Raw genomic sequence first — 23,512 nt, 5'->3', positions numbered from 1 at the left:
TGAAGCGCGCGAGCCTTCAACGCGCGAGGTTCGGTGAGCCTCAGGCGGCTCCTGACGGCGAAATCGACGTGGTCGGTCGCCTGCCTCGGTGCGAGACTGCCGCCCGCCATGAGCTCCGAACGCCTCGAGACGCCGTTCGCGCCGACGATCGCCGCGGTGGGGACGGCGCTTCCGCCCCACTACGCAACGCAGGACGAGACGTGCGCGGGGCTGCGCCGGCTCTGGGCCGGCAAGGGCGACGCGCTCGCGCTCGTCGAGCGGGTGCGGCGGTCGATCGAGGTGCGGGGGCGGCACCTCGCGCTGCCGATCGACGCCTACTATGCGCCCTCGACGTTCGCCGCGCAGAACGGCCGGTGGAGCGCGTGCGCGATGGAGCTCGGCGAGCGCGCCTGTCGCGCCGCGCTCGATCGGGCGGGCCTCGGGCCCGAGGACGTCGATCACATCATGTTCGTCTCGGTCACCGGCATCTCGGCGCCCAGCCTCGACGCGCGGCTCGTCAACCGGCTCGGCTTCCGGCGCGACATCAAGCGCACGCCCGTCTTCGGCCTCGGGTGCGTGGCCGGCGTGGCCGGCGTCGGGCGCGTCACCGACACGCTGCGCGCCTTCCCGGGGCAGACGTCGCTGCTCCTGTCCGTCGAGCTCTGCTCGCTCACGCTGCAGCGCGACGACACCTCGGCGGCGAACGTCATCGCCGCGCAGCTCTTCGCCGACGGCGCCGCCGCCGTCGTGGCGCGCGGCGCGCAGGCGGCCCGCAAGAGCGGCCGGCCTGGCGGCGCGGCGGTGCTCGACGCGCAGGCCGTCTTCTACCCGGAGACCGAGCACATCATGGGGTGGGACGTCGTGGACACCGGCTTTCGGGTCGTCCTCTCCGCCGGCGTCCCGGCGCTCGTGCGCGAGCACGTGCGGCGCGACGTCGACGCGTTCCTCGCGCGGCACCGCCTGTCGCGGGGCGACGTCCGCCACTGGATCGTCCACACCGGCGGGCCGAAGGTGCTCGAGGCCGTCACCGAGACGCTCGAGCTGCCCGAGGACGCGCTCGCCCGCTCGTGGCGCTCGCTGCGCGAGATCGGCAACGTCTCCTCCGCCTCGGTGCTGTTCGTGCTGCGCGACGTCCTCGACGAGGCGAGCGCCCGGCCCGGCGACTACGGCGTGATGATGGCCTTCGGCCCCGGCTTCTGCTCGGAGCTCGCGCTGCTGCGATGGTGACCTCGGCCCAGCTCTACCTCGCCTTCCTCGGCGCCGTGTCGCTCGAGCGCCTGGCCGAGCTCGTCATCTCGCGCCGCAACGCGCGGCGCGCCTTCGCCAAGGGCGGCGTCGAGGTCGGCCAGGCGCACTTCCGGGCGATGGCGCTGATGCACACCGCCTTCCTCGCGGCGTGCGCGCTCGAGGTCGCGCTGCTCGACCGGCCGTTCCCGGGGCTCGTCGGGCTCGCGGCGCTGGCGGCCGCGCTGCTCGCGCAGGCGATGCGGTACTGGGTCATCGCCACGCTGGGCGAGCAGTGGAACGTCCGGATCATCGTCGTGCCCGGCGCGGCGCCGGTCTCCGGCGGCCCGTACCGCTACCTGCGCCACCCGAACTACGCCGCCGTGATCGTCGAGATGGTCGCGATCCCGATGATCCACGGCGCGTGGCTGACCGCGCTCGTCTTCAGCGCCCTCAACGCGCTCGTGCTCTCGGTGCGCATCCGCGCCGAGGAGGCGGCGCTCGGGCCCTCGTACGCGGCGGAGATGGGCGGCCTGCCCCGGCTCGTGCCGGGCCGCCGCCCCGCGCCGGAGCGCCCCTCGGCGCCGTGAGCGCGCGGTCCGACATCGCCGACATCGCCGTGGTCGGCGGGGGGCCGGCGGGCCTCGCCGTCGCCATCGGCTGCGCGCGGCGGGGCCACGACGTGCTCGTCCTGGATCAGGCCGCGTGGCCGATCGACAAGGCGTGCGGCGAGGGCGTGATGCCCGAGGGCTGCCGCGCGCTCGAGGAGCTCGGCGTCCTGTCCGAGCTCGATCCGGCCGAGCGGGCGCCGATCGAGGGCATCCGGTACCTGCGGCCGGACGGGCTGCGCGTCGAGGCGCCGCTGCCGGCGCCCGGGGGGCTCGGCGTGCGCCGCACCGCGCTGTCCGCGGCCCTGTCGGCGCGGGCGCGCGCGGCCGGCGCGCGGCTCGCGGCGGGCGAGCCGCTGGTCGCGGTCGAGCGGACGCGCGCCGGCGCGCGGCTCGTCACGCGGCGGCGCGCCGTCGAGGCGCGGTACGTGGTCGGCGCCGACGGGCTCGGCTCGCGCGTGCGCCGCGCGCTCGGCTGGGACGCGCCGCCCGCGGGGCCGCGCCGGCTCGGCCTGCGCCAGCATTTCCGCTGCGCGCCGTGGTCGTCGTTCGTCGAGGTGCACCTCGGCGACGGGGTCGAGGCGTACGTGACGCCCGCGGGCGCGCAGCGCGTCGGCGTCGCGTTCCTGTGGGACGGCGATCGCCTCGAGGGGCGCGCGTCGACCGAGCGCCTCGTGCGCCGCTTTCCGGCGCTGGCCGAGCGGGTCGCGGGCGCGCCGGTCGACTCGACGGCGCGGGGCAGCGGCCCGCTCGAGCGCGCGTCGTCGCGGCTCCACGACGACCGCTTCGTGCTGGTCGGCGACGCGGCGGGCTACATCGACGCCATCACCGGCGAGGGGATCTCGCTCGCGCTCGTCGGCGCGGCCGCGCTGTCGACCGCGCTCGACGCGGCCCTGCGCGGCGGCGGCGCGGCCCCGCTCGCGGCCTATGCCCGCGTGTTCCGGCAGGCCTTCCTGCGCTACGCGGTGGCGACGCGCGCGGTGCTCTTCATCGCGCGGCGCCCGCGGCTCCGGGACGGGCTCCTCTCCGCGCTCGCGCTCGCGCCCGGGCTCTTCCGGCACGCGGTCGGCGCGGTGCTGCGCCCGCGCTGAGCTCACGTGCCCGACCGACATGTACGTCGGTTGCGCGCGGCAGATCCGGCTGATAGTTTTAAATTGGCTCAACCACGACGCATACCATCTTAGCGAGCAACGAGAAGAAAGCGCGACGTCCGTCAGACGGCATGCATGCTCGATGTTCGGCGCCATGCAGCAGCATCTCCCGCCGAGGAGCGACGGGCGGCCGATGGCGCGTGCCGGATGAAGCCGCGCTCTCCTGCGTGCAGCGGCCGGCTTCGATCGGGTAGATACGGCTCTCGATCTCGCCCTGATGGGTTGCCCGTGCCTCTCGTTCCTTGAGCGTGGATTTCGCGCCTACGAGGCCGATCCGACGCGTGAGAAATCCGGCGTCGTAAACGGAACGCCTTGAAAGAAAGGCTCGGCGTGGCGACTCGTCCGGGTTGCTATGACCAAACGAAGGCACACGCCGAGCACCTTGAAGGTGCGCCGGCGCGAGCTCGGGTTCAAGAGGAAAGGCGACGGGCATCGCCAGGAGCGAATCCGGCGGCCGGACCCTCGCAGGATTCACGTCGAGCTCACGGAGAAGAACCTGACCGGAGTCGCAGGGCTTGCCACTTTCGGTGCCTTCATTCGCGAGCTCGGCCTCGACGCGACCCTGAGCCGCAGGTTCTCCCGGCTCAAGACGGGCCGCTCGGTCATCTACCCCATGGCCGCGCAGATGCGCCTGCTGATGGACAGCGCGCTCGCCGGTGAGGAGCGCGTCTTCGGCATCGAGGCGCTCGCCGTCGATCCGCTCTTCGTGCATCTCGCAGGCGGGGTCGTCCCGAGCATCGACACCGTCTACCGGGACCTGTGCCGGTTCGACGAGGATGCGCTCGAAGCGCTGCACAGCATGGTCGTCGACCACGGGCTCGCCCTCGTTGCTCGCCGAAAGCACCGGTTCCTCCATATCGACGTCGATACGACCGTGGAGCCGCTCTTCGGCATGCAAGAGGGGGCACTTCCGGGCCCGAACCCACGCTACCACGGCCGGCCGAGCTATCATCCGATCCTGGCGCGCATCGCCGAGGTCGAGGCCATCGTCGGGGCCAAGCTGCGACCGGGCGATACGAGCTTCGGCGAAGCCGATGTGCCCTTCGTCGAGGAGTGCATCGACCGGGCGCGCGCCGCAGTGCCGAGCGCGGCCATCTACGTGCGGATCGATGGCGCAGGGGATTGCAGCGCCTTGATGCACGCCGTCGCCGCGAAGGGATGCTTTTTCCTGACCAAGGCGCGGATGAGCCCCGATATGGTGGGCATGGTCGCATACGCCACCGGATGGCGTACCATCGACCGGGATGCCGACGGTCGTCCTCGAAGGCAGGTGACCGAGGTCCCCTTCCGGCGCAGCGGTTGGCCGGAGGGGGTCCGCGTGATCGCCGTACGCACACGCGACCGGGACAACGGCAAGCAGATCTACCTCTGGGAGGGCCTCGACTACACGGTGCAGGTCTTCCTGACCAACGAGCCGGTCGAAGCGCCGGAAGACGTCGCGGCGCGGTATGACCTGCGCGCGGGTATCGAGCCGCTCATCGGCGATCTCAAGCATGGGTGGGGATGCGGTCGCGTGCCGAGCCATAGCTTCAACGCCAATCACGCCGCGCTGCTGCTGAAATTGCTGACCGCTAACCTGAATCGCCGCTATGTGCTGGAGCACGTTCCGCACCTGGCAAGCTGGCGAACACCGTGGCTGCGCCGAGCGCTGATCCTCGTCCCGGGGCGGCTGGCCCGCTCGGCTCGGGGCACGAAGCTGCACGTGCCAGAGCGCTCGCAGCTCGCCCGCCGGCTGAATTGAGTCCGGAACCAGCCGAAATCACGGTGGGGGGTAAGGGGGGCGTGTGCCTTCGCGACGCGCTGAGCGCGTTCAATTGTAACGGACGTCGCATTCGTCGGCGAATCGCCGCTCGCGCATCGCCGTCGGCCCGCTCGTGCCCCGTGGGCGCGAAATCCAGGTTGAGTGGCCGCCGTCCCGACGAGCATCGAAGCGGCATTGTCCGCGATGGTGTCTCTGAGGACCCGTTCAAAGGAGCCTTGCATGCATCGTTCACCCGCGAGATGGGCGCCCATCGCCTTCGCTGTCACAGCCGCCTGTCTGCTCGGAGGCCGAGCGTCCGCGCAGCCGGAACGTCCAGGAGATCCGCCGGACAGAGATGCGGTCCTCGACCGGGACGCCGTCGCTCTGGACGGCGGTGGCCTAATTTGCCCCGGAGTGATTCACATGAAGGCGGGAAGGAGGGAAGATCATTGATCTTTTCTTCCCGCCTTCCCGCCTTCATGTTCAAATTAGGCCACCACCCTCTGGACGCGGTCGCCAGAGACTACAGCGACCCCGCCAGGAGGCCGCCGGAGCAGGGCGGGCCCACGCGCGCCTCACGGGCTCTCGCGATCGTCCACGCGGCGATCTACGACGCGGTGAAAACTACAACTTCTGGCGGCCGATCATCGGGATCCGTCTCGCCAACATCGATGGAAACCCGCTCACGGTGCAGGACAGGCATTGGACGCCCCTCGCATCCCCCGGTAGCAACGGGGGCCCGCTGCACGAGACGCCGAATTTCCCGTCGTACCACTCCGGACACGCGAGCCTCGAGGCTGCCATGTTCCAGGTGCTGAGCCGTTATTATCATACGAATCATGTACCCTTCTGCTTCGTGTCCGACGAGTTCAACGGAAGAACGACGGACGCGCGAGGCGACGTCCGCCCCGGGATCGAGCGCTGCTACCCCGGATTCCGCCAGGCGGTTCATGAGGTCGCGACCAGCCGCATCTACCTGGGCGTCCACTGGAGGTTCGATGCGGAGAACGGGATGCGCCAGGGCAGAGCTGTCGGAGACGCCGTCTTCGAGGGGGTGCTCCAGCCGCTCGATTGAAGGCTTCGCCGAGGGGCGTCCGGTGGACGGCCGTCCGCTCCTCTCGGCGGGCGTGTCCCCTGGTCCGGGCACCCGTTCGGCCTGCTTGCTCGCGCGCCGTGACCGCGGTGCGCCGCCGAGCGGAGCGGAACCGGGTCTGTGCCGGGCGCGTCCGCCCCCACCCGGCGCTCGCGAGCGTCCCGGACCTGCCTCGGACCCGGCGCGCGCCTTGTGGGACCAGGACCGCTCGGATAGGCTCCCGCCGCTCAGCGCACCGGCGCGAGGAGGATGGATCCGGATGATCCGGCGAAAAGGAGCCTGCCAAGTGCAATTGCCTGCTTTGGGTATCGCAGCGGTGAGCGCGGAGGGGAGCGCCGGGGTCGCCCGTCCCCTCCCCGTCCGCGCCGGCGGCATCGGACGCCGCCTCGTCGCGCTGCTCGCGCCCGCGCTCCTCGTCGGGTGCGGTTACACCGAGTTCGAGATGCAGGCCCAGCTCGACCGGTCCGAGCGCCTCCAGCGCGAGCTGCAGACCAGCCAGCAGCGCGTCCGCCAGCTGGAGCAGGACGTCGCGCGCGGGGGCGCCGCGGCGCCGCCGCGAGAAGATCCGCTCTCCGCGGAGGGCATCGATCTCGGCACCGGGCCGGGCGCTGGGGCGCATCGCGGCGAGGCGGCCGGGGCTCGCTCGCCGTCCGATCGCGACAATGGCGTCCTAAGGGCGTTCCTCCCGGTCGCCGCCGGGGACGTCACGGTCGCGCCGCGCGACGGCCGCGTGGTGATCTCGATCCCGACCCGGGTGCTGTTCAAGGGGAACCGCGACGCGCTCTCCCCGGCGGGCGAGAAGATCCTGCGGGACGTCGCCGCGATCATCCGCAGCCATGAGCCGCTCAAGGGCCTCGACTACAAGGTCGTCGGCCACACGGCGGGCGGCGCGCCGGGCGTCGCGCCGGGCGTGGCGTGGCGCAATGGCTGGGACGTGACGGTCGCCCAGGCGCGCGCCGTGCTGCTCTTCCTCGCGCAGCCCAAGGAGGCTGGGCTGCCCGTCGCGCGCTTGAGCCTGGCGAGCTTCGCCGACCTGCCGCCTGCCGACGCGGGCGGCGGCGCCCCGGCGCAGGCGCCGGAGCCGCGCCTGGAGATCGTGGTGGAGGGGACGGCGCAGATCGCCGAGAGCCCGGCCGGCGATGCCCGGCCCGCCGGCGAGGCGCCTCGCCCCGCCGGCGAGGCCCGCCCCGCCGGCGAGGCCCGTCCGGGCGCCGGCGTGAAGGGCGGGGACGACACGTATCCCTGAGACCGAGCCGCGCGCGGCCGAGGGCATGCGGCCGCGGCGAGCCCCTCATGCGCCGCGCAGCACCTCGACCCTCCTCCTGAGCGCCCCGGCGTCGCCGAGCTCGCCCAGCACCGCGCGCACCGCCTCCGGCGCGGCGGCCGCCACCGCGTCGTGGACCCGCGCCCGCAGCCGCCGGCCGCTCGCGGCGAGGTACGCGGCCGCGAGCGCCACGGCGACCTCGCCGTCGGCGCCGCCGCGCTGGAGGAGCGACCCGGCCAGCGCGCAGAGCGCCTCGATCGCCTTGGCCACCTGCGCGCCGTAGATCGGGTGGGCCGAGTCGACGCCCTGCTCACTGCACGCCGCGAGGCACCGCGCCGTGCTGGTGAGCCGGCCGAGATCGGTCGGCTCTCCGCGCTCCCAGAGCCCGGACGCGAGCTGCTCCTCGAACATGCGCCCGAGGCCGGCGCCCTGGGGCTCGGTCCCTCCGGGAGCAGCGCCCGGCGCCGGCGCGGGGGGCGCGCCCGGCCCGGACCCGTGCTGCTGCCCCGCGGGTCCGCACCGCGCCACCGCGCCGGCAGGGGCCGCGGCGCTCGGCTGGAAGAGCTGCTTCGCGCGCGACAGCAGGCCGCGGGCGGCCGGCGCCGAGCTGCCCTCTGCAGCCCTGGGCGCCGGCGCCGACATCGCCACGGGCGCGGGCGCCGAGGCCCTGGCCTTCATGAAGGGGCTGGCCTTCATGGAGGGAGGCATCATCATCGGACCGCCCATCGCGGCGAACGCGGCGGCCGGCGCCGCCGGGCCGCGGCCGCTCATCCCCCACCCCGCCGGAGCGCTCACCGGCACCGGCCTCGCCTCGGGCTGCCCGTGGGCTCGCCGGTCGCCCGTGCGCCGCTCGATCACCACGAACGACGCGTGCTTCGAGGCGACCCGGTGCCGGACCGCGAGGTCCACGATGCGCTTCCGCATCGCCTCCGCGCGCTTGCCCGACATCCCGCGCTCCGACGCCTCGAGCTCCCGCACGCGCGCGCCCGCCCACAGCGCCTCGAGCCCGGGCCGCGACGCCTCCGCCTCGAGCTCGACCGGCACCGCGAGGTGGAAGCGCTCCCCGCGCAGGCTCCCGCGCAGCTCCACGCGCCCCACCCCCGGTCGCTCGTAGCGGCCGTAGAGCACCCACGGCTCGCCGTCGACCAGCGCCGGGAGCTCGGCCGGCGAGAGCTCGCCGACGTCGACGCCCTCGAAGCGCGCCTCGAGCCCGGTCACCCGGATCGCCGTCGCCCGCGCGAACTGCGCCGTCACCTTCTCGTCGATGCGCTCGCCCGGGTGGATGAGCTCCGCGGCCCCCTGCGTCCGGCGCGCGAGATCGTTCACGAGCAGATCGCTCACGTTCGTCCCGATCCCGAACGTGTAGACCCGCACCCCCTCGCTCTGCTCGGCGACCCGGTCGACGATCTCGGCCTCGTTGCCCACCTGGCCGTCGGTCAGCAGCACGACCACGCGGTCCCGATCCTTCACGACCACGCGGTCCCGCCCCTTGTCGCGGAGCATGCCCGCAGCCGCGAGCAGCGGCTGCAGCATCTCGGTGCCGCCGGACGCCACGAGGCCCTCGACGAACGCGTCCGCGGCCTCGAGGGTCCGCTGCGTGAACGGAACGAGCGACGGCTCCATCGCCCGGAACGTGTTGGAGAAGGCGATCACCCCGAACCGGTCCCCCTCGGCGAGGTGGCGGAGGCACAGGCGGAGCGCGCGCTTCGCCTGGTCGATCGACTCGCCCTGCATCGAGCCCGACACGTCGACCACGAACACGACGTCGCGGCGGGCGGGCGACCGCTTCGCGTCGAACAGATCCGGCACGACGGTGAGCGCGAAGGTCCCCTCCTTGCCGGCGGCCCGGTCGCAGACGATCCCCGCCTGGACGCCCGGCGCGCCCGTGGCGATGAGCACGATGTCCCGATCGAGCGCGGCCTCGTCGCCCCGGAGCGACACGCGCTGCCGCCCCCCTCCCTCGCGGCGCACGGCGAGCGCGTGCGAGGGGCTCTCGATCGCGACGTCGCGCCCCAGATCGAAGACGATATCCACGGTGATGCCGTAGTCGACCCGCGCGATCTCGGGCGAGATGCGGTCGGCGTCGGGCACCTGGTCGGTGGGCTCGTGGGCGCCGTGCGCGGTCCGCTCGCCCCCGGCCTTGCCGGGGATGTAGCGGGGCGCGACAAGGGTCGGGATCATGAGCCGCAGCGCCCCCTCGTCGGCCTGGAGCGGCTGCACGAACGCGACCTCGACGACCGTCTCCTCCCCGGGCAGGAGGTTGCCCACGCTGGCCGTGAACACGTTGCGGCGCTCCTCGTCGAGCAGCGCCGCGCCGTGGCCGGCGGCGACCGCCTCGTCGTAGGCCTGGAACGCCTCTTCCCGCTCCTTGACCTCCCCCTCGAGCCTCCGGCCGGCGCACTCCATGGCGAAGCCCGCGATGCTCGCCTCGCTCGGCAGCGGGAAGGTGTAGATCGCCTCGATCGGCCGGCGCTCCTCGTTCCTGTAGCGCTGCCGCACCACGAGCCGCGCCGCGCCGCCGAAGACCTCCCCCGAGAGGGAGACGCCGAGCAGCGGGACCGGGTGCCCCTCGGAGGAGCGTAGACACGAGCACGGCGTCGCCGCCGGAAGCGAGGGATCGATGGACGGGATCATCGCGAGCCTTTCGGGGCAAGGGTTGCGTAACGAGACTCGATATCGAGGGCGATGCGCCGCGATCGCTCCGGCGCGTCGCTCCGCACGTGGAGCTCGACGCCGTCGGCGATCTCGACCCGCTCCCAGCGCTCGCCGCGCGGCGCTCCGGCGGCGGGCGTCGACGCCGCGGCCGCCTCCGCCGGACCGGCGCAGCCGCCCGCCTTGGTGGGGGGCGGCGCCCCCGCGGCGATGCGCTCGATCTCCTCCAGGCCGGCGCCCGCGAGGCGCGCCTGGATCTCCTCGAGCGGCAGGTGCGCCTGCTGGAGGACCTTGATGGCGCGGAGCCGGACGAGGTGCTCGCGCCCGTAGGAGGTGTCCTTCCCGCGGAACTCGGGCGCCGGCAGGAGGCCGCGCTGCACGTAATACCGCACCGTGCGCGGCGCCACGCCCGCCTCGCCCGCGAGCTCGTCGAGCTTGTACGTCATCACGACGAGCATCCTGATTCACGACACTTCTACTGTCAAGTAGACACCCACAACCGCCGCGCGCCTCGCGCCGAAGGGCGCGCCGCCGGTGTGGACCGGGGCGCCGGTCTCCGCCGCAAAGCTGCTCCCGTGGGCGGCCCGGGGAGGATCGGTGAGCTGCGCGTCGTACTCGCCGACGGCGTCGGTCGATGGACGGCGTCGGAAACGTGTGATGTCCTGACAAATTCGGCGCACCTCGGCCTTCACGTGAAGGACCGGGTGCGGTCAGGGCATCAAGCGTTTCGTGCTGGAGAGATGAGGAGGTCCGCGGCTCACATGAAGCTTTCGAAATTCGCGCTCTTTGGGATGATCGCTCTCGCCGGGTGTTCAGCAGGAGAGGGAGGAACGCAGGACGAGGACACGGGGCAGATCGAGCTGAACCTGATCGGCGCTGCGGCGTCGGGCAACGTGTACCGTCTGCGCGACGGGATCGTGATGGTCCAGGGCCCTCAGAACACGATCTTCTTCAACACCGAGGACGACCCGAACCGCTTTCGCCTGAGCGCGGACGTCCCGCCGGGCAGTTATTACACGTTCCTTCAGGAGGGCTGGCGGCTCGAGCGCCTGAACCTGGACAACACGATCGAGCCGGTGGAGGCGCAGTTCCTCTCGCCGAACCCCCAGTGGTTCAACGTCTACGCCGACCAGAACACGCTGGTCCCGCTGCGCTTCCGGGTCGGCGGGGACGACGTGGTGCTCGACCGGGGCTCGTTCGACATCGTGATCGAGGTCGAGGAGGCGCCCTCCGCGTCGACGCTGTGCACCGACGACAGCCAGTGCGGGCCGGGCGAGACGTGCTGCGTGGCGGGCTTCGTCGGCACCTGCACGCAGCTCGGGGCGGGCGAGGCGTGCCCGCTGCCCGACCTGACCGTCTCCGCGGACGTGGCGCGGTTCAGCCTGAGCATCGGCCACGAGAGCTTCCCGGCGGACAGCTGCGCGATCGTGGAGGGCTGCGTGGGCGGGGCGGGCGACCGCCGCCTGATGCGCTTCTCGACCGAGACGCCGAACGTCGGTGAGGCGGACATGATCCTCGGCGATCCGACGGCCGTCGACGGCTTCGAGTACTCGGCGTGCCACGGCCACTACCATTTCGAGGGGTATGCCCGGTACGAGCTCCTCGACGGGACCGGCGCGGTCGTCGCGACCGGCCACAAGCAGGCGTTCTGCCTGCTCGACAGCTCGCCGGTGGGCATCCCGGGGGCGCCGTCGACGCCGCGCTTCCACTGCGGCTTCCAGGGCATCCAGCGCGGCTGGAGCGACGTCTACAGCTCCGGCCTCGACTGCCAGTGGGTCGACATCACCGGCGTGAGCCCGGGCGACTATCTCCTCCGCATCACGATCAACGCCGATCGCACGCTGCCGGAGAGCGATTACGGCAACAACACGATCGAGGTCCCCGTGACCATCCCGGAGGACGGACCGACGGTGCCCGGGGATCCGCTCTCGGCCTGCTCCAACCCGATGGGCGGCGAGTGGCGCGACTGCGGCTGGTCGATCGCGCCCGGCTACGAGGCCGTGGCGTGCGACCCGAACACGGTGTTCACCGTGGGCTGCGGCTGCCCTGGCGGCACCTGCGTGAACGATCCGATGATGCGGGTGTGCGACGGCGCCTCGGCGTGCACCGCCGCGGCGGCCCTGTCCTCGGTGGATGACGCGTGCGGCTACTGCCCGCAGACGCAGTTCGTCTGCCCGGAGAGCGGCGTCTACACGGTGCTCGTCGCGTCGTACAACGCGATGGCCTCGTTCACCTGCGACGTCTCCGCCACCGTCGCGACCCCGTAAGCCGCGGCCTCGCGCCCGGTCCATCTCCTCCTCACGGTCCGCCCGCGCGCGTGCTACGAGAGCGCCGCGCGGGCGGCGGCGCGCTCGCGGGGCGGCGGAGGGCCGTCCAGCTGGGCGCGCCCCGCGTCCGGCCGCAGGAGACGCGATGCGCCTTCTTCGAGGCGGCGATCCGGCGAAGGGGAAGTGAGCGTGTCGTTCGGCGTAGACCGTGGTTGATGCCGGCGGCTGCCCTCTTCGATATCCATGGCGCGGCGATGAGCTTTCTCCGGAGATCCACGGCGGCCGCGGCGCTGCTCGCGAGCGCGCTCGCGCCGAGCCTCGCCGCTGCCGCGCCCGACGCGCCGCTGCCCCATGCGAAGCCGCCGGCCGAGCCGTCCGCCGAGGCGCCGCCGGCTGGGCGCGAGGCGCCGCCGGCTGGGCGCGAGGCGCCGCCGGCTGGGCGCGAGGCATCGCCGGCAGAGCCGCCCCGCGGCGCGCCGCCGGCCGAGTCGCCACGGGATGCACCGCCGCCGGACGCGCTGGTCCCGCCGACGCCGCTCACGCCGCTCGGCGCCGACTACCCTGCTGGCGCGCACGGCGACGCGCTGGTCCGCCTCGTCCTCACCGTCAACGCGGACGGGACGGTCCGCTCCGCGGTCGCCGAGGAGGGGCAGGAGCCGTTCGCCTCGGCCGCCGTCGCGGCCGCGACGTCGTTCCGCTTCGCGCCGGCCACCCGGAACGGCGCGCCGGTCGCCGCGAAGATCCGCGTCGAGGTCCGCTTCACCGAGGCCGCGCCGCCCGCGCCGCCCGACGCCTCCGCGCCTGCGGCGGCGGCTCCGCCCACGCCCGGCGGCGGCCCAGCCCGGGCGCAAGTGCCGCCCCCGAGCGCGCCGCGATCGCTCGAGGTCACCGTGCATGGCGAGCAGCAGGCGCCCGGCGTCTCCAGCTTGAGCCGCGGCGAGGTCAGGATCGTCCCCGGCGCGTTCGGCGACCCCTTCCGCGCGATCGAGATGCTCCCCGGGGTGACCCCGCTCGTCACGGGGCTGCCGTTCTTCTACGTCCGCGGCTCGCCGCCGGGCAACGTCGGTTATTTCCTCGATGGCGTCCGCGTCCCCTACCTCTATCACCTCGGGCTCGGGCCCTCCGTGGTCCATCCCGGCATCGTCGATCGCGTCGACCTTTATCCGGGCGGCTATCCCGCGCGTCACGGTCGGTACGCGGGCGGGATCGTCGCTGGCGAGACGACGCCGCCGCTCCCGTACTGGCACGGTGAGGGCATGCTCCGGCTCGTCGACGTGGGCGGGCTCGTCGAGGGTCCGTTCGCCGGCGGCCGCGGGGTCGCGCTCGTGGGCGGCCGCTACTCCTACACGGCGCTGCTCCTCTCGCTGGCCGCGCCCGAGGCGGCGCTCGACTACTGGGATTATCAGGCCCGCCTGTCGTACGAGGTCGCCTCGCAAGGTCGGGTGAGCCTCTTCGCGTTCGGCGCGCACGACTACCTCGGAGACGAGTCGGCCGGCGAGACGACGACCCTCTTCGACACCACATTTCACCGGATCGATCTCCGGTACGACCATGCCTATGGCCAGGGCAGCGCGCTGCGCGGCGCGGTGACGCTCGGCCACGACGAGACGGGGATCGAGGGCGGCCAGAAGGCGCTGACGCGGAGCCTCGGCGCGCGCCTCACGCTCGCTCACCGCCTGCGCGACGAGACCGTGATCCGGGCTGGCATCGACGCCGTGGTCGACGACAACGAGCTCGACCTCGGGACCGACGTCGGCGACTCCCGGGGCGGCGTCGCGCCGGACGATGACGATGATGACGTCTCCGTCGGCGATCTCCTGTTGAGCCGCGTCGACTTCACGGCGGGCGGTTACATCGAAGCTGACATTGCGATCACCCCGCGCCTGCGCATCACCCCGGGGCTCCGGCTCGATCTCTACCATTCGGACGGCGCGGTCGCGCTCGGCGTCGATCCGCGGCTCTCGGCGCGGCTCTCTCTGGGGCGCGGCGTCACGTTCGTGCAGGCGCACGGCCTCGCGTCCCAGCTGCCGAGCTTCGTCGTTCCGATCCCTGGCGTCCGCCCGCGCCTCGACGACGGGCTCCAGCGGAGCTTCCAGTCGAGCGCCGGCCTCGAGTTCGCGCTGCCGGCGGACATCGACGCGACGGTCTCGGTGTTCCACAACGCGTTCTTCAACATGACCGACGCGCTCGGCGCCGTCGGCTTCGGGTCGATCGACGAGGCCTTCACGCTCCGCTCGCTCGGGGCCGCGACCGGCGTGGAGCTGTCGGCCCACCGGCGGCTCACGAAGCGCATCGGAGGATTCGCGTCGTACACGCTGTCCCGCTCCACGCGGAGCATCGGCCGCAGCCGGCAGGTGACCTCGGTCGATCGGACCCACGTGGCGAACGCCGCGTTGACCTACGATTTCGGCCGCGGCTACAGGGCTGGCGGGCGCTTCGTGTTCTATTCCGGGCTTCCCCAGCGGGTCGGCGGCGTGGCGTTCCCGCCGGGCAGCGGCGTCCCCGGGGGGTTGGGGTCGGCTGCCGGCGCGGAGCCCCGGTGGGAGCGGCTGCCGCCGTTCTTCCGCCTCGATGTCCGCCTGGAGAAGCGCTGGTCGATCGGGAAGTCGGGCTGGCTGGCGGTGGTGCTCGACGTGCTCAACGCGACGATGTCGAAGGAGAACATGCCGCGGATGTGCGATGCGTTCGAGCCGTGCCAGCCGACGGAGTTCGGGCCGGTCACCGTGCCGAGCCTCGGGCTGGAGGGCGGGTTTTGACGGCGTGGGGCGAGGTGAGCTTGAAGGGTGCGTCCGGCGGCGGGCGTGTCGGCGGGGCGCGATGCGCCGGTGACCGCGCCTCAAGGTCCATGAGGCCGGTCTCTGGCACCCGGCTCATCTACAGCCGGTCTTGCCGCCGCGGGCGCGTTCGATGATCATTTCATCGCCATGCAGACCATTCTGGGCAAGATCAACGGCACGTTTCTCGTGAACCTGCTCACCCAGTCGTACCCGGTCTCGAAGTCGATCCGAGCCGCGGTCGCGTACGCCGAGCTGCACGAGCCGCTGATCGATCACCTTCGCCGGCATCCCGAGGTTCGCCTGAAATTCTATGGACGGATGGATGAGACCGGCGCCGTCGCGGTCCAGCTCCTAGACTGGTTCCTCAAGAAGGCTCCTCCGACGGTCGAGTGTTTCCTGGTGAACGGCGCCTACCACCCCAAGGTCATCTGGTGGCACGGGTACGGAGCGTACATCGGCTCGGCCAATCTCACGCGTAACGGGTGGGAGAAGAACATCGAGGCCGGCCTCTTTCTCACAGAGGATGAGTTGGAAGACTGCGGAGTCGCCGAGCAGCTCGACAACCTGTTCGAGGAGCTGGACCGGATCTCGCTCCGTTTGACTAACGAGCCGTACGCGAAGCTCGATGATATCGAGAAGGAACGCCGCCGCATCCGGCTGCACATCGACAGCCTCAAGCGAAAGTACGACGATATACTGGGCAAGGAGAAGCCATACGCCGGGCAGACGTTCGTGTTCCGGCCCAGCGAGCGCCCGTCGAAAGCACGTCAGGAGTTCGTGGATGAGTGGCGTGAGACGCTTCAGCTCATGCGGACGCTGTGCCGTGACTTCGATACCATGAAGAAGAGGCCCGTCTGGGTGCCCGCGACGGCGAACCCCACGGTCCACTTCGACCAGTTCCTGCACGGCTACTACTACCACATCGTACTGAAGTCGTTTGACGAGGGCGACAGCGGCGCGAAGGTCGGGTGGCTCTACGAACGCCATAAGGCGTCCCCGGAGCGGGCGCTCGCCACTGCGGCTGACTGGTGGGCCAGCCTCAGCGAGCCTCCCTCGAAGGGCGCCTATGATGAGGCATACTTCATCCGCGAGCGTGCGCCTCGCATGCAAGAGCTACTCACGAGAGCCACGCTCGAAAGCATGACCGAGGAGACGTTCGTGGAGGCCATGATCAACGTATACGCCTTCCGCGACCATGCCCGTCGTATCGAGAACTCAACCTACGGGCTCCCAGCCGATCACCATGAATCTGAGGATGAACGGGTCGAGCGATTTGCGAAGTGGATCTGGACCAGGCACTCCGACACCGGCAAGAGCGTCGTCGATCTCCTCCGGTTCGTCATCTACGCTAGCGATCCCGTCGACGCCGTGGATCGACTGTGGATCGCGACAAGAGATAAACGGTGGAGGCTTCCGCGCCTTGGCAAGAGCTCCCTCGGCGAGGTTCTCGGTTGGGCCAGGCCTAACGACTATCCGCCTCGCAACGACCGCACCAACAAGGCTCTCCGAGCGCTCGGCTACGACGTACAGGTCTTCAAGTAGGTGAGCGCCTCTCCGGATCCGTCGGCACGAGCGGCTTTCGTAGAAGCTGGGCACGCCACCGTTCGACAGCCAGCGCGAGCGTCCCGACCCTCGGTGCTGCTCATCCTAAAGGCGCCCGTGACGAGCAGCGCTTCGAAGCGCGCGAGGTCTACTAGCCGACCGTATGGCGAATTTGTGCGGCATACCGCCTGCCCGCCGCAGCGGCTCGCGACGAGGACGATAGGGCAGTGCCCTCGTCAGGCCCCCTCAACAAGGGTGAGCGGGACGATGACCGAGAACCCTTTCGTCTTCTTGAACGACATCCGATGCACGAAGTTCGTCATGGCATTGGATGGGTCGAGCCTGTCCAAGTTCAGCCGCTCGAACGTGGGGCGGACGAAGTTGACGCCGAGGATCGTCATCGGCCCCTTGTGCCCGGTGCTAACGTCGAGGAGTTCCGTCGAGACATTCACGACGACCCGCTCAACTGGTAGCAGCGCGAAGATCTCACGGGCCACGCGCAATGCACAGCTACATACGTGATCCTGGTAGAGCTCCCAGTAGCGCCCAGCAGGTATGGTCTTCACGGAGAGCTTGCCTGCCGCGGTCAGCCGCCGCTCCTCGGTGGGAACGATCTCCTGGTCGCGCACGGCACAGGTGACGACAATCCCGCCCGGCTGAACCTCGTCGAGCGATACGACGATCCCGAGCTCGCTCAGCTCGTCGAAGGGCGCAAGGTAATCCAGCACTGCCCTGTAGGCTTCGAGATCGTGCGAGAGGACGCCGTGGGCCACGCGGCTGTACCACTGCCACTGGGCCATGGCCTGCTGGTGCTGCTGTAACGCCATGTGATGCTCGGCCTGGTCTCCCTGTCGCGCCCGCTCGATGTCCTCGGTCAGCGCTTGTCTTCGCCTGACCTCCTGCTTGAACAGCTTCTCTGTGAGCGACGGCTCGTAGGTCTGGAGCGCATGCTGTGCCGCCGCTTCTTGGCGCCCGCTGAACACGGGCGGCTGCGGCGTAAGCGCCCGACCAACGCCATCGTGACCGCCCGTGCGGCGCCGGTTAGCTGTTCCCATCGCGACGAAGGAGGAAGCGATGGCGACGAGAGTGGAGTGGGCCGAGCGGGTGCAGCGATGGGAGCGGAGCGGACTGAGCGCCGAGCAGTTCGCACGGCGCGAGGGGTACAAGGCCAAGCAGCTGTACTGGTGGCGCTGGAAGCTGCGGGCTGAAGTGGCCTCCCAGCCGTCGCCTCCGTCGGTGGAGGCGCCGCGCTTTCTGCCGGTGCACGTGGTGGCCGACACATCGCCGGCGGCGGCAGAGCCGATCGAGATCGCGCTGCCCAACGGCCGGGTGGTCCGTGTTCGGCCGGGCTTCGACCCGGCCACGCTCGAGCGAGTGCTGGCGCTCGCTGCCGAGGAGGTGCCGTGCTGACGCTGCCGCCGTCGGTGCGCGTGTACGTCGCGGCCGAGCCGACCGACCTGCGGAAGAGCTTCGATGGCCTTTCGGCGCTGGTCGCGCAGTGCTTCGGAGCCGATCCGCTCTGCGGGCATCTGTTCGTGTTCAGGAATCGGCGAGGCGACCAGATCCGGATTTTGTTCTGGGATCGCACTGGGTACATGCTTGTGGCGAAGAAGCTGGCGTGCGGAAGGTTCCACTTGGCGCGCGACGTGCCGCAAGGGGCGACGCACGTCGAGGTCGAGTCCGCGGAGCTGTCGCTGATGCTCGAAGGGCTGGACCTGTCGACCGCGACACGGCGCAAGCGCTGGCGCCCGACGAGGGCCGAGACGGAGAAAACTCCGTCTGAAAACGGAACGCCTTGTTTGTCCGGCGCGCCGTGGATACATGGCGCGCCCGATGACCGAGCCGCCCGCACCGCCCGCCAAGCTACCCGTCGACATTGAGGATGTCCGGCGCAAGCTCGAGCAGCTGGCAGCCGAGGGGCGCATCGCGGACCTCATCGAGCTGGTCGTCCAGCTGCTCGTCGGGCAGCGAGACACCAACACCGCGCTGAGCGTCCGGCTGGCCAACGCGCTTCGTGAGCTGTACGGCCGCAAGAGCCAGAAGGTCAGCTCCGAGCAGCTGTCGCTCATGCTCGCGGCGCTCGGCGACGCGGAGCAGAAGGGCGGCGAGCCCGCGCCCGCTCCCTCGAACGAGGCGGCAGCGACAGAGCCGGGCGACGGCCCCATACCGCAGCCGCCTGATCCTCCGAAGCCTCCGCGCGGCCGCGGTGGCCGCGCGCCGCTGCCCAAGGACCTGCCGCGCGAGGAGCGCGTCATCCAGGTCCCTGAGGCCGAGCGCGCCTGCGAGCAGTGCGGGGAGACGAAACAGTGCATCGGCTATCGCACCAGCGAGGTCCTCGAGTTCGTGCCGGCCCAGTTCCGGATCATCGAGGAGAAGCGCGAGAAGCTGGCCTGCCCCGCCTGCCCCGAGGAGGGCGTCGTCACCGCGGCGAGCGAGAAGGTCATGGATCGGGGCCGACCGGGACCGGGCCTGCTCGCGCACATCCTCGTGCACAAGTACCACGATTCGACGCCGCTCTACCGGCAAACGCAGCAGTACGAGCGCAGCGGCGTGTCGCTGTCGCCCTCGACCCTCGGCGACTGGGCGGCGTTCGGGGTCGACGTGCTCACCCCGGTCGCCGACCGCATCTTCGAGCGGGTGGTCGAGGCGTTCTACCTGCATGTGGACGACACGGGCCTGCGCGTGCTCGATCGCGATCATCCCAACGGGGTCAAGCGCGGGCATGTCTGGTCGTTCGCGGCCCAGGTCGATGATGGCACCAAGCTGGTTGCGTTTCGTTATGCCCCGGACTGGAGCTCGAAGCGGCCGGCCGTGATGCTCGCCGGCTTCTGCGGGTACATGCAGGGCGACGGCTACGCCGGCTATGACGCGATGGAGGACGAGGACGGCGCCCCCGTGGTGCCTGACGAGCGCCGTCTCGGCTGCGGCATGCACATCCGCGCCAAGTTCGAGAAGGCGGCGAAGAGCGGCGATGCGCGCGCCGCCATCGCGCTGTCGTACTTCAAGACGATCTACCGGGTGGAGGCCGCCTGCAAGGCCGAAGGACTGGGGCCCGATGCGCGCAAAGAGCGACGCGACGAGCAGTCGCTCGGTGCGGTCGATGAGCTGTATCGGTGGATTCGCGAGCTGCACCCGCGGCTCGTACCGAAGACACCGCTCTACGAAGCGACCCGCTACGCGCTCGGTCAAGAGGCGGCGTGGCGGCGCTGCTTCACCGACGGTCGATTCGAGATCGACAACGGTGAGGCCGAGCGAAGCCTGCGGCGTATCTCGATCGGCCGGAAGAACTACCTGTTTGCCGGCTCGGACAAGGGAGCAGAGCGCCTCGCCCGTGCGTATACCGTCTTCGGCTCCTGCCAGCTGAACGGCATCGACCCGCTGGCGTGGGCCACGGACGTCATCGGCAAGCTGCAAGCCGGCTGGCCGCTGTCGCGCCTGGACGAGCTGCTGCCCGACGCCTGGGGCAAGTCGCCGGCGACCGACGCGTGAGCCGAGGCCCCCCCGGGGGGGGGCGGCGGCTGATCGAACAGATCGCGGGGAGCGCGAGAGCCGCCGCCTGGTGCGCTGCGGCGGCGCGGTCGCGTATGGCCGCGGACGGCCGCGGCTGCGCCGGGCGCCGCTCCGCGCGGGCCTCGCCGCCTGCGAACGCGCGCGCACGGCTCGCAGCGGCGAAACGGCGGAGCGTGCTCGCGGGAGCGCGACGGCACAAGATGGCGCCTGTCGGGCGGTTACGCTGCGGCGGCGCTGCCGCAGCGATCTGTCGCCAATCCCAAGGATTCCAGCACTCTTTGTGGACGGAGACGATGACCTGGAGGTAGTTCTCAAAGAGCGCCACTTCATAGGCCGCCCGTTGTTGCTCTTGCATCCGCTCGGCTGCCGCCATCTGGGCCATCAGTTCGCGACGACGACGGAGCGCGTCGCGCTCCGTACGGCGCCTGGCAGCGGCTTCGGCCCTCTCGATACGACGCGCGGTCGCCACGGTGCTTCGAACGAATCCACGCCAGCCCATGATGGATAGCAGGCTACAACGAACTGGATTCGGCGGTCAACCTGTACGATGACCTACACGGTGGAACCAGCTACGCCGCGTTGGTCTAGCCGCGCCAAGGCTTCGCTCTTCCCGAACCGCTGTCGGCGAGCGCGACCCGACCACGGTTGTGGGCCGAGCGTCAGGGGGAGCTCCCAGCCGACGAACAGGAACCTCCGGCTGACCCGGCTCAACACCGAAAGGGGAGATGCGGTGTCCTCCCCCTGCGCCGAGCGCTGAGACCATTAGCACATGCCCAGAGGGTTGGTCCTCCCCCGCTTCCGCGGACAGTGCCACTATCCCGCGAACGCGGTCACGTAGGTCCTCAATTCGAGCTCGATCGGGCTCATGTAGCAGTCGCCGGCGCGGCTCATGCTCGGGATGAGCCCATGCGCTCCGAGCACCGCACGGTAGTCGTCGCTGGCGTAGGGACTACCGCGGTCCGAGTGGTGCACCAGCCCAGTCGCCGGTCGGCGTGCAGCCAAGGCGAGCGTCAGCGCGGCGAGCGCCAGAGCGCGGTCGTTGATCGCGTTCGCGGCCCAGCCGACCACGCGTCGCGAGAACAGGTCGAGGATCACGGCCAGGTATAGCCAGCCCTCGCCGGTTGGGACGTACGTCACGTCCGTCACCCAGACTTCGTTGGGGGCTTGGGCATCGAACTGCCGCTTGATCACGTTCGGCGCGATCGGGCCCTTGTGCCGCGAGTCGGTGGTGCGGCGGAAGCGCCGCTTCCTGCGTGCCGCGAGGCGTTGAGCGCGCATCAGCCGTGCGATCCGCTTCTTGCCGACACGTATGCCGCGAGCACGCAGCTCTGCATGAACGCGCGGACTGCCGTACCTTCCCGGCTCTTGTGGTGCACGGCCCGGATCTGCACGCCAAGTTGCGCATCGGCCTTGGCCCGCGCCGACTCCGATCGCTTGGCCCATCCGTAGTAGCCGCTGCGCGAGACCAGCAGCACCGCGCACAATACCAGCACCGGGTAGTGCGCCTTCTCCGCGTCGATGAACTCGAACCTCACTCGTTTTCCTTCGCGAAGAAGGCCGCCGCTTTACCTAGAAAGCCTACGCTCCGGGCTGGGCACGAGGCTGGGGCAGCTCGTACCCCAGCTCGGCCAGGCGCCGGAGGTGGTACTTGGTGAGCTTGGCCGCATTGGCGCGGTCGAAATAGTCTGGCCCGAGATCCCGGTACTCCACGCCGTCGCGCAGAACGTAAAACGCGATGACCAGGATGCTGTGCGCCACCGCGGTCGCCGCTCGTTTGGGCCCACGGCGGCGCGCGATCCGGCGGTACTGCGCGCCGAGGTACGTCTTGCGTGATCGTGAGGCAGCCCACGCCGACTCCAGCAGCGTGGTGCGCAGCCAGTTGTTGCCGGTGCCGGTCGCGCCACTGCGTCGTTTCCCCGCGCTCTCGTTGTTGCCTGGGCACATCCGCGCCCAGGAGGCGAGGTGACCTGCGGTCGGGAAGCGCGTCATGTCGAGCCCGATCTCCGACAGCAGGACCTCGGCCGTCCGCTGCGCGACGCCGGGGATGGTCCGGAGCCGTTGCAGCGGCTCGCGGTGCGCTTGGCACAGGTCGACGACCCTGGCGTCGCATGCGGCGATCAGCTCGGCGAGATGGTCGATCTGCTTCAAGAGCTGCTCCAGCAAGAACGCGTGATGGCTCGAGAATCCACCGCGCAGCGCCTCGGCAAGCTGCTCGGCCTTGGGGATGAGCCGGCCCCGGGCGAGCGCCGCAAGCTTCTTCGGATCGCGCTCGCCGGCGATGAGCGCCGCGAGCATCGCGCGGCCGGACACGCCAAGCACGTCGGAGACGACGTTGCTCAGCTTGATGTTGGCGGTCTCCAGCAGCTTGCCCACGCGGTTGGCCAGGGTGGCCTTGTCACGGATCAGGCTCTTGCGATGCCGTGTGATGTCCCGCAGCTCCCGGATCGGGGCGGGCGGGATGAAGCTCGCCCGGATGAGTCCGTGCGCGAGCAGGTCGGCGATCCACTCGCAGTCCTTGACGTCGGTCTTCCGGCCCGGGACGGCCTTGATGTGCCGCGCGTTGGCGAGCAGCACCTCGAAGCTGCCCTCGAGCAGGTTGAAGACCGGCTTCCAGTAGACGCTCGTCGACTCCATCGCCACGTGCGTGCAGCCCTGCTCGGTGAGCCACTGGTGTAGCTCGAGGAGTTCGGCCGTGGTCGCGCCGAACGAACGCACCGTCGTCTTTGCGCGGCCTCGGGGCTCCTGGATCCGGACGCATGCAACGACGGTCTCCTTGTGCACGTCGAGCCCGCAGCAGCGGGCGTACAGGACCTCCATCTTGACCTCCAGCGCGAAAGGCGCCGGGGAGCGTCGCGAAGGGCGATTTTACCTGGCGTGCTCGCTCCTTGCGGAGACGGCAACAATTCAGGGTGCCTGATGCGACGCTCGGGTCCGTTTTTTTTCGGGCTCACGACACCAGTAAGCGTCGACCTTGGCCCGACGCGATCCGCGCCCGCAGTCTACCGGCTTTCATGCTTCGCGGGTGCGCCCCTGCGCATGCCCGTTTTTTTAAGATCTCGCGCTCCATCTCCAGCCGCTTCACGTCGCGGCGCAGCCGCTGCAGTTCCTCACGCTCTGGCGTCGTCAGCGCCCCCGGCGGGCCGTGGCCCGCGTCGGTCTCCGCGCGCTTGATCCAGTCGCGCAGCGCCGTCTCGGTCAGGTCGAGGTCCTTCGCCACCTGGCCGATGCTCCGGTCGCTCGCCTTCGCCAGCCGTACCGCCTCCGCCTTGAACTCGGGCGTGAACGCCCTCCTCTTTCTCCGTCCCATCCCTGCCTCCCGGTGCCGTCGGGGGTGTCGACGGAAGCGGGGGAGGACCATGCTGTGGTTCCCGCCCATCGGGCCGGACGGGCGCAACCAGCCGAGCTACCACGACCGCTACGTGGACGGGCCGCAGGTCAGCGCCCATCGCCTGGAGGACGCCATCGCGGCCATCGCCCGCATCGAGGGGCGCGCGCCCGGCGAAGTGCTGCGCGAGATCGCCGTCATGGCGCAGGTCGCCGACGAGTAGCCACCTATCTGCTCCGCATCCCGCTCGGCACGGCGGGCAGTCACCTGCGGCTCGCTCTGGCTCTCCTCGCTCGCAAACTTCGGAGGCTCCGAGGTTGGCTGGCGGCACGAGCGGCGGCACCATCTCCCGCAGTGTGGGCCGTCGAGAGTGGAGCGC

General features: G+C 70.9%; 17 protein-coding genes and 2 pseudogenes. 13 read left to right on the top strand and 6 right to left on the bottom strand.

Features of this window, described 5'->3' with window-relative positions; genetic code table 11:
* Positions 1-108 precede the first annotated feature (108 nt).
* The 6 genes from WMF20_RS12100 to WMF20_RS12075 all read left to right on the top strand — a co-directional run bounded on the left by WMF20_RS12100 (position 109) and on the right by WMF20_RS12075 (position 7,042).
* On the top strand, positions 109-1,206 hold the full coding sequence (locus tag WMF20_RS12100) for a type III polyketide synthase (RefSeq protein ID WP_437613382.1): 1,098 nt from the start codon (positions 109-111) through the stop codon (positions 1,204-1,206).
* Positions 1,200-1,793, top strand: a complete 594-nt coding sequence (locus tag WMF20_RS12095; RefSeq protein WP_437613380.1) for an isoprenylcysteine carboxyl methyltransferase family protein — start codon at positions 1,200-1,202, stop codon at positions 1,791-1,793. The genes WMF20_RS12100 and WMF20_RS12095 overlap by 7 nt, the downstream gene beginning before the upstream one ends.
* Positions 1,790-2,902 carry an NAD(P)/FAD-dependent oxidoreductase gene (locus WMF20_RS12090; protein WP_129574506.1) on the top strand — a complete coding sequence of 371 codons (1,113 nt, stop codon included), beginning with the start codon at positions 1,790-1,792 and terminating at the stop codon, positions 2,900-2,902. Before WMF20_RS12095 ends, WMF20_RS12090 begins: the two co-directional genes overlap by 4 nt.
* 412 nt (positions 2,903-3,314) lie before the next feature.
* Positions 3,315-4,703 (top strand): IS1380 family transposase, encoded by a 1,389-nt coding sequence (locus tag WMF20_RS12085; protein WP_437610821.1) that lies wholly within the window; start codon positions 3,315-3,317, stop codon positions 4,701-4,703.
* A gap of 688 nt (positions 4,704-5,391) precedes the next feature.
* Entirely contained in the window at positions 5,392-5,778 is a 387-nt protein-coding gene (locus WMF20_RS12080) for a phosphatase PAP2 family protein (protein WP_437613378.1), read from the top strand.
* A gap of 304 nt (positions 5,779-6,082) precedes the next feature.
* Positions 6,083-7,042, top strand: a complete 960-nt coding sequence (locus WMF20_RS12075; RefSeq protein WP_437613376.1) for an OmpA/MotB family protein — start codon at positions 6,083-6,085, stop codon at positions 7,040-7,042.
* A gap of 45 nt (positions 7,043-7,087) precedes the next feature.
* Here WMF20_RS12075 and WMF20_RS12070 read toward each other — a convergent pair whose 3' ends face one another.
* Both WMF20_RS12070 and WMF20_RS12065 read right to left on the bottom strand, forming a co-directional pair.
* A complete protein-coding gene (locus WMF20_RS12070; protein WP_437613374.1) occupies positions 7,088-9,694 on the bottom strand; it encodes a VIT domain-containing protein in 2,607 nt (868 codons plus the stop codon).
* Positions 9,691-10,170 carry a helix-turn-helix domain-containing protein gene (locus WMF20_RS12065; RefSeq protein WP_129574502.1) on the bottom strand — a complete coding sequence of 160 codons (480 nt, stop codon included), beginning with the start codon at positions 10,168-10,170 and terminating at the stop codon, positions 9,691-9,693. Before WMF20_RS12065 ends, WMF20_RS12070 begins: the two co-directional genes overlap by 4 nt.
* 303 nt (positions 10,171-10,473) lie before the next feature.
* On the opposite strand from WMF20_RS12065, the gene WMF20_RS12060 reads away from it, so the two are divergent.
* The 3 genes from WMF20_RS12060 (at position 10,474) to WMF20_RS12050 (ending at position 16,298) form a co-directional block, all read left to right on the top strand.
* Positions 10,474-11,979 (top strand): lysyl oxidase family protein, encoded by a 1,506-nt coding sequence (locus WMF20_RS12060; protein WP_437613371.1) that lies wholly within the window; start codon positions 10,474-10,476, stop codon positions 11,977-11,979.
* Positions 11,980-12,194: 215 nt separating this feature from the next.
* Complete coding sequence (locus WMF20_RS12055; protein WP_437613369.1) at positions 12,195-14,735, top strand: TonB-dependent receptor domain-containing protein; 2,541 nt, start codon at positions 12,195-12,197, stop codon at positions 14,733-14,735.
* A gap of 168 nt (positions 14,736-14,903) precedes the next feature.
* Positions 14,904-16,298: a phospholipase D family protein gene (locus WMF20_RS12050; RefSeq protein WP_437613367.1), complete on the top strand. Its 1,395-nt coding sequence runs from the start codon at positions 14,904-14,906 to the stop codon at positions 16,296-16,298.
* A gap of 236 nt (positions 16,299-16,534) precedes the next feature.
* Here the strand turns inward: WMF20_RS12050 and WMF20_RS12045 are convergent, their stop codons facing one another.
* A complete protein-coding gene (locus WMF20_RS12045) occupies positions 16,535-17,281 on the bottom strand; it encodes a hypothetical protein (RefSeq protein WP_437613365.1) in 747 nt (248 codons plus the stop codon).
* Positions 17,282-17,372: 91 nt separating this feature from the next.
* On the opposite strand from WMF20_RS12045, the gene tnpA reads away from it, so the two are divergent.
* The 3 genes from tnpA to tnpC are packed head-to-tail and all read left to right on the top strand — an operon-like array spanning position 17,373 to position 19,787.
* The gene (tnpA, locus tag WMF20_RS12040) at positions 17,373-17,708 is read left to right on the top strand and encodes an IS66 family insertion sequence element accessory protein TnpA (protein ID WP_437606002.1); all 336 of its coding nucleotides are present in this window, start codon (positions 17,373-17,375) and stop codon (positions 17,706-17,708) included.
* Complete coding sequence (gene tnpB / locus WMF20_RS12035; RefSeq protein ID WP_437605159.1) at positions 17,702-18,178, top strand: IS66 family insertion sequence element accessory protein TnpB; 477 nt, start codon at positions 17,702-17,704, stop codon at positions 18,176-18,178. The genes tnpA and tnpB overlap by 7 nt, the downstream gene beginning before the upstream one ends.
* The gene (gene tnpC / locus WMF20_RS12030; protein WP_437606001.1) at positions 18,120-19,787 is read left to right on the top strand and encodes an IS66 family transposase; all 1,668 of its coding nucleotides are present in this window, start codon (positions 18,120-18,122) and stop codon (positions 19,785-19,787) included. Before tnpB ends, tnpC begins: the two co-directional genes overlap by 59 nt.
* An 888-nt stretch (positions 19,788-20,675) precedes the next feature.
* Here the strand turns inward: tnpC and WMF20_RS12025 are convergent.
* The 3 genes and pseudogenes from WMF20_RS12025 to WMF20_RS12015 all read right to left on the bottom strand — a co-directional run.
* Positions 20,676-21,373 (bottom strand): annotated as a pseudogene (locus WMF20_RS12025) (IS3 family transposase); the annotation flags it as partial.
* Between the two features lie 13 nt (positions 21,374-21,386).
* Positions 21,387-22,625 carry an IS110 family transposase gene (locus WMF20_RS12020; RefSeq protein ID WP_129572563.1) on the bottom strand — a complete coding sequence of 413 codons (1,239 nt, stop codon included), beginning with the start codon at positions 22,623-22,625 and terminating at the stop codon, positions 21,387-21,389.
* A 226-nt stretch (positions 22,626-22,851) separates the two neighbouring features.
* Positions 22,852-23,115: pseudogene (locus WMF20_RS12015) on the bottom strand (transposase); the annotation flags it as partial.
* Positions 23,116-23,164: 49 nt separating this feature from the next.
* Between WMF20_RS12015 and WMF20_RS12010 the strand changes: the two are divergent.
* Complete coding sequence (locus WMF20_RS12010; RefSeq protein WP_437613363.1) at positions 23,165-23,356, top strand: hypothetical protein; 192 nt, start codon at positions 23,165-23,167, stop codon at positions 23,354-23,356.
* Positions 23,357-23,512: the final 156 nt, after the last annotated feature.

The organism is Sorangium sp. So ce834, assembly GCF_051521425.1.
GTDB classification, from domain to species: Bacteria; Myxococcota_A; Polyangia; order Polyangiales; family Polyangiaceae; genus Sorangium; species Sorangium cellulosum_D.
The sequence above is the reverse complement of the archived record's forward strand: the minus strand, read 5'-3'. Positions and strand labels throughout refer to the sequence as shown.

Excerpts from the sequence above, each read along its gene's own strand:
- WMF20_RS12100 (WP_437613382.1), top strand. The coding sequence starts at position 109 with ATGAGCTCCGAACGCCTCGAGACGCCGTTCGCGCCGACGATCGCCGCG.
- WMF20_RS12095 (WP_437613380.1), top strand. The coding sequence starts at position 1,200 with ATGGTGACCTCGGCCCAGCTCTACCTCGCCTTCCTCGGCGCCGTGTCG.
- WMF20_RS12085 (WP_437610821.1), top strand. The coding sequence starts at position 3,315 with ATGACCAAACGAAGGCACACGCCGAGCACCTTGAAGGTGCGCCGGCGC.
- WMF20_RS12070 (WP_437613374.1), bottom strand. The coding sequence starts at position 9,694 with ATGATCCCGTCCATCGATCCCTCGCTTCCGGCGGCGACGCCGTGCTCG.
- WMF20_RS12065 (WP_129574502.1), bottom strand. The coding sequence starts at position 10,170 with ATGCTCGTCGTGATGACGTACAAGCTCGACGAGCTCGCGGGCGAGGCG.
- WMF20_RS12060 (WP_437613371.1), top strand. The coding sequence starts at position 10,474 with ATGAAGCTTTCGAAATTCGCGCTCTTTGGGATGATCGCTCTCGCCGGG.
- WMF20_RS12055 (WP_437613369.1), top strand. The coding sequence starts at position 12,195 with ATGCCGGCGGCTGCCCTCTTCGATATCCATGGCGCGGCGATGAGCTTT.
- WMF20_RS12050 (WP_437613367.1), top strand. The coding sequence starts at position 14,904 with ATGCAGACCATTCTGGGCAAGATCAACGGCACGTTTCTCGTGAACCTG.
- tnpA (WP_437606002.1), top strand. The coding sequence starts at position 17,373 with ATGGCGACGAGAGTGGAGTGGGCCGAGCGGGTGCAGCGATGGGAGCGG.
- tnpC (WP_437606001.1), top strand. The coding sequence starts at position 18,120 with ATGGCGCGCCCGATGACCGAGCCGCCCGCACCGCCCGCCAAGCTACCC.
- WMF20_RS12020 (WP_129572563.1), bottom strand. The coding sequence starts at position 22,625 with ATGGAGGTCCTGTACGCCCGCTGCTGCGGGCTCGACGTGCACAAGGAG.
- WMF20_RS12010 (WP_437613363.1), top strand. The coding sequence starts at position 23,165 with ATGCTGTGGTTCCCGCCCATCGGGCCGGACGGGCGCAACCAGCCGAGC.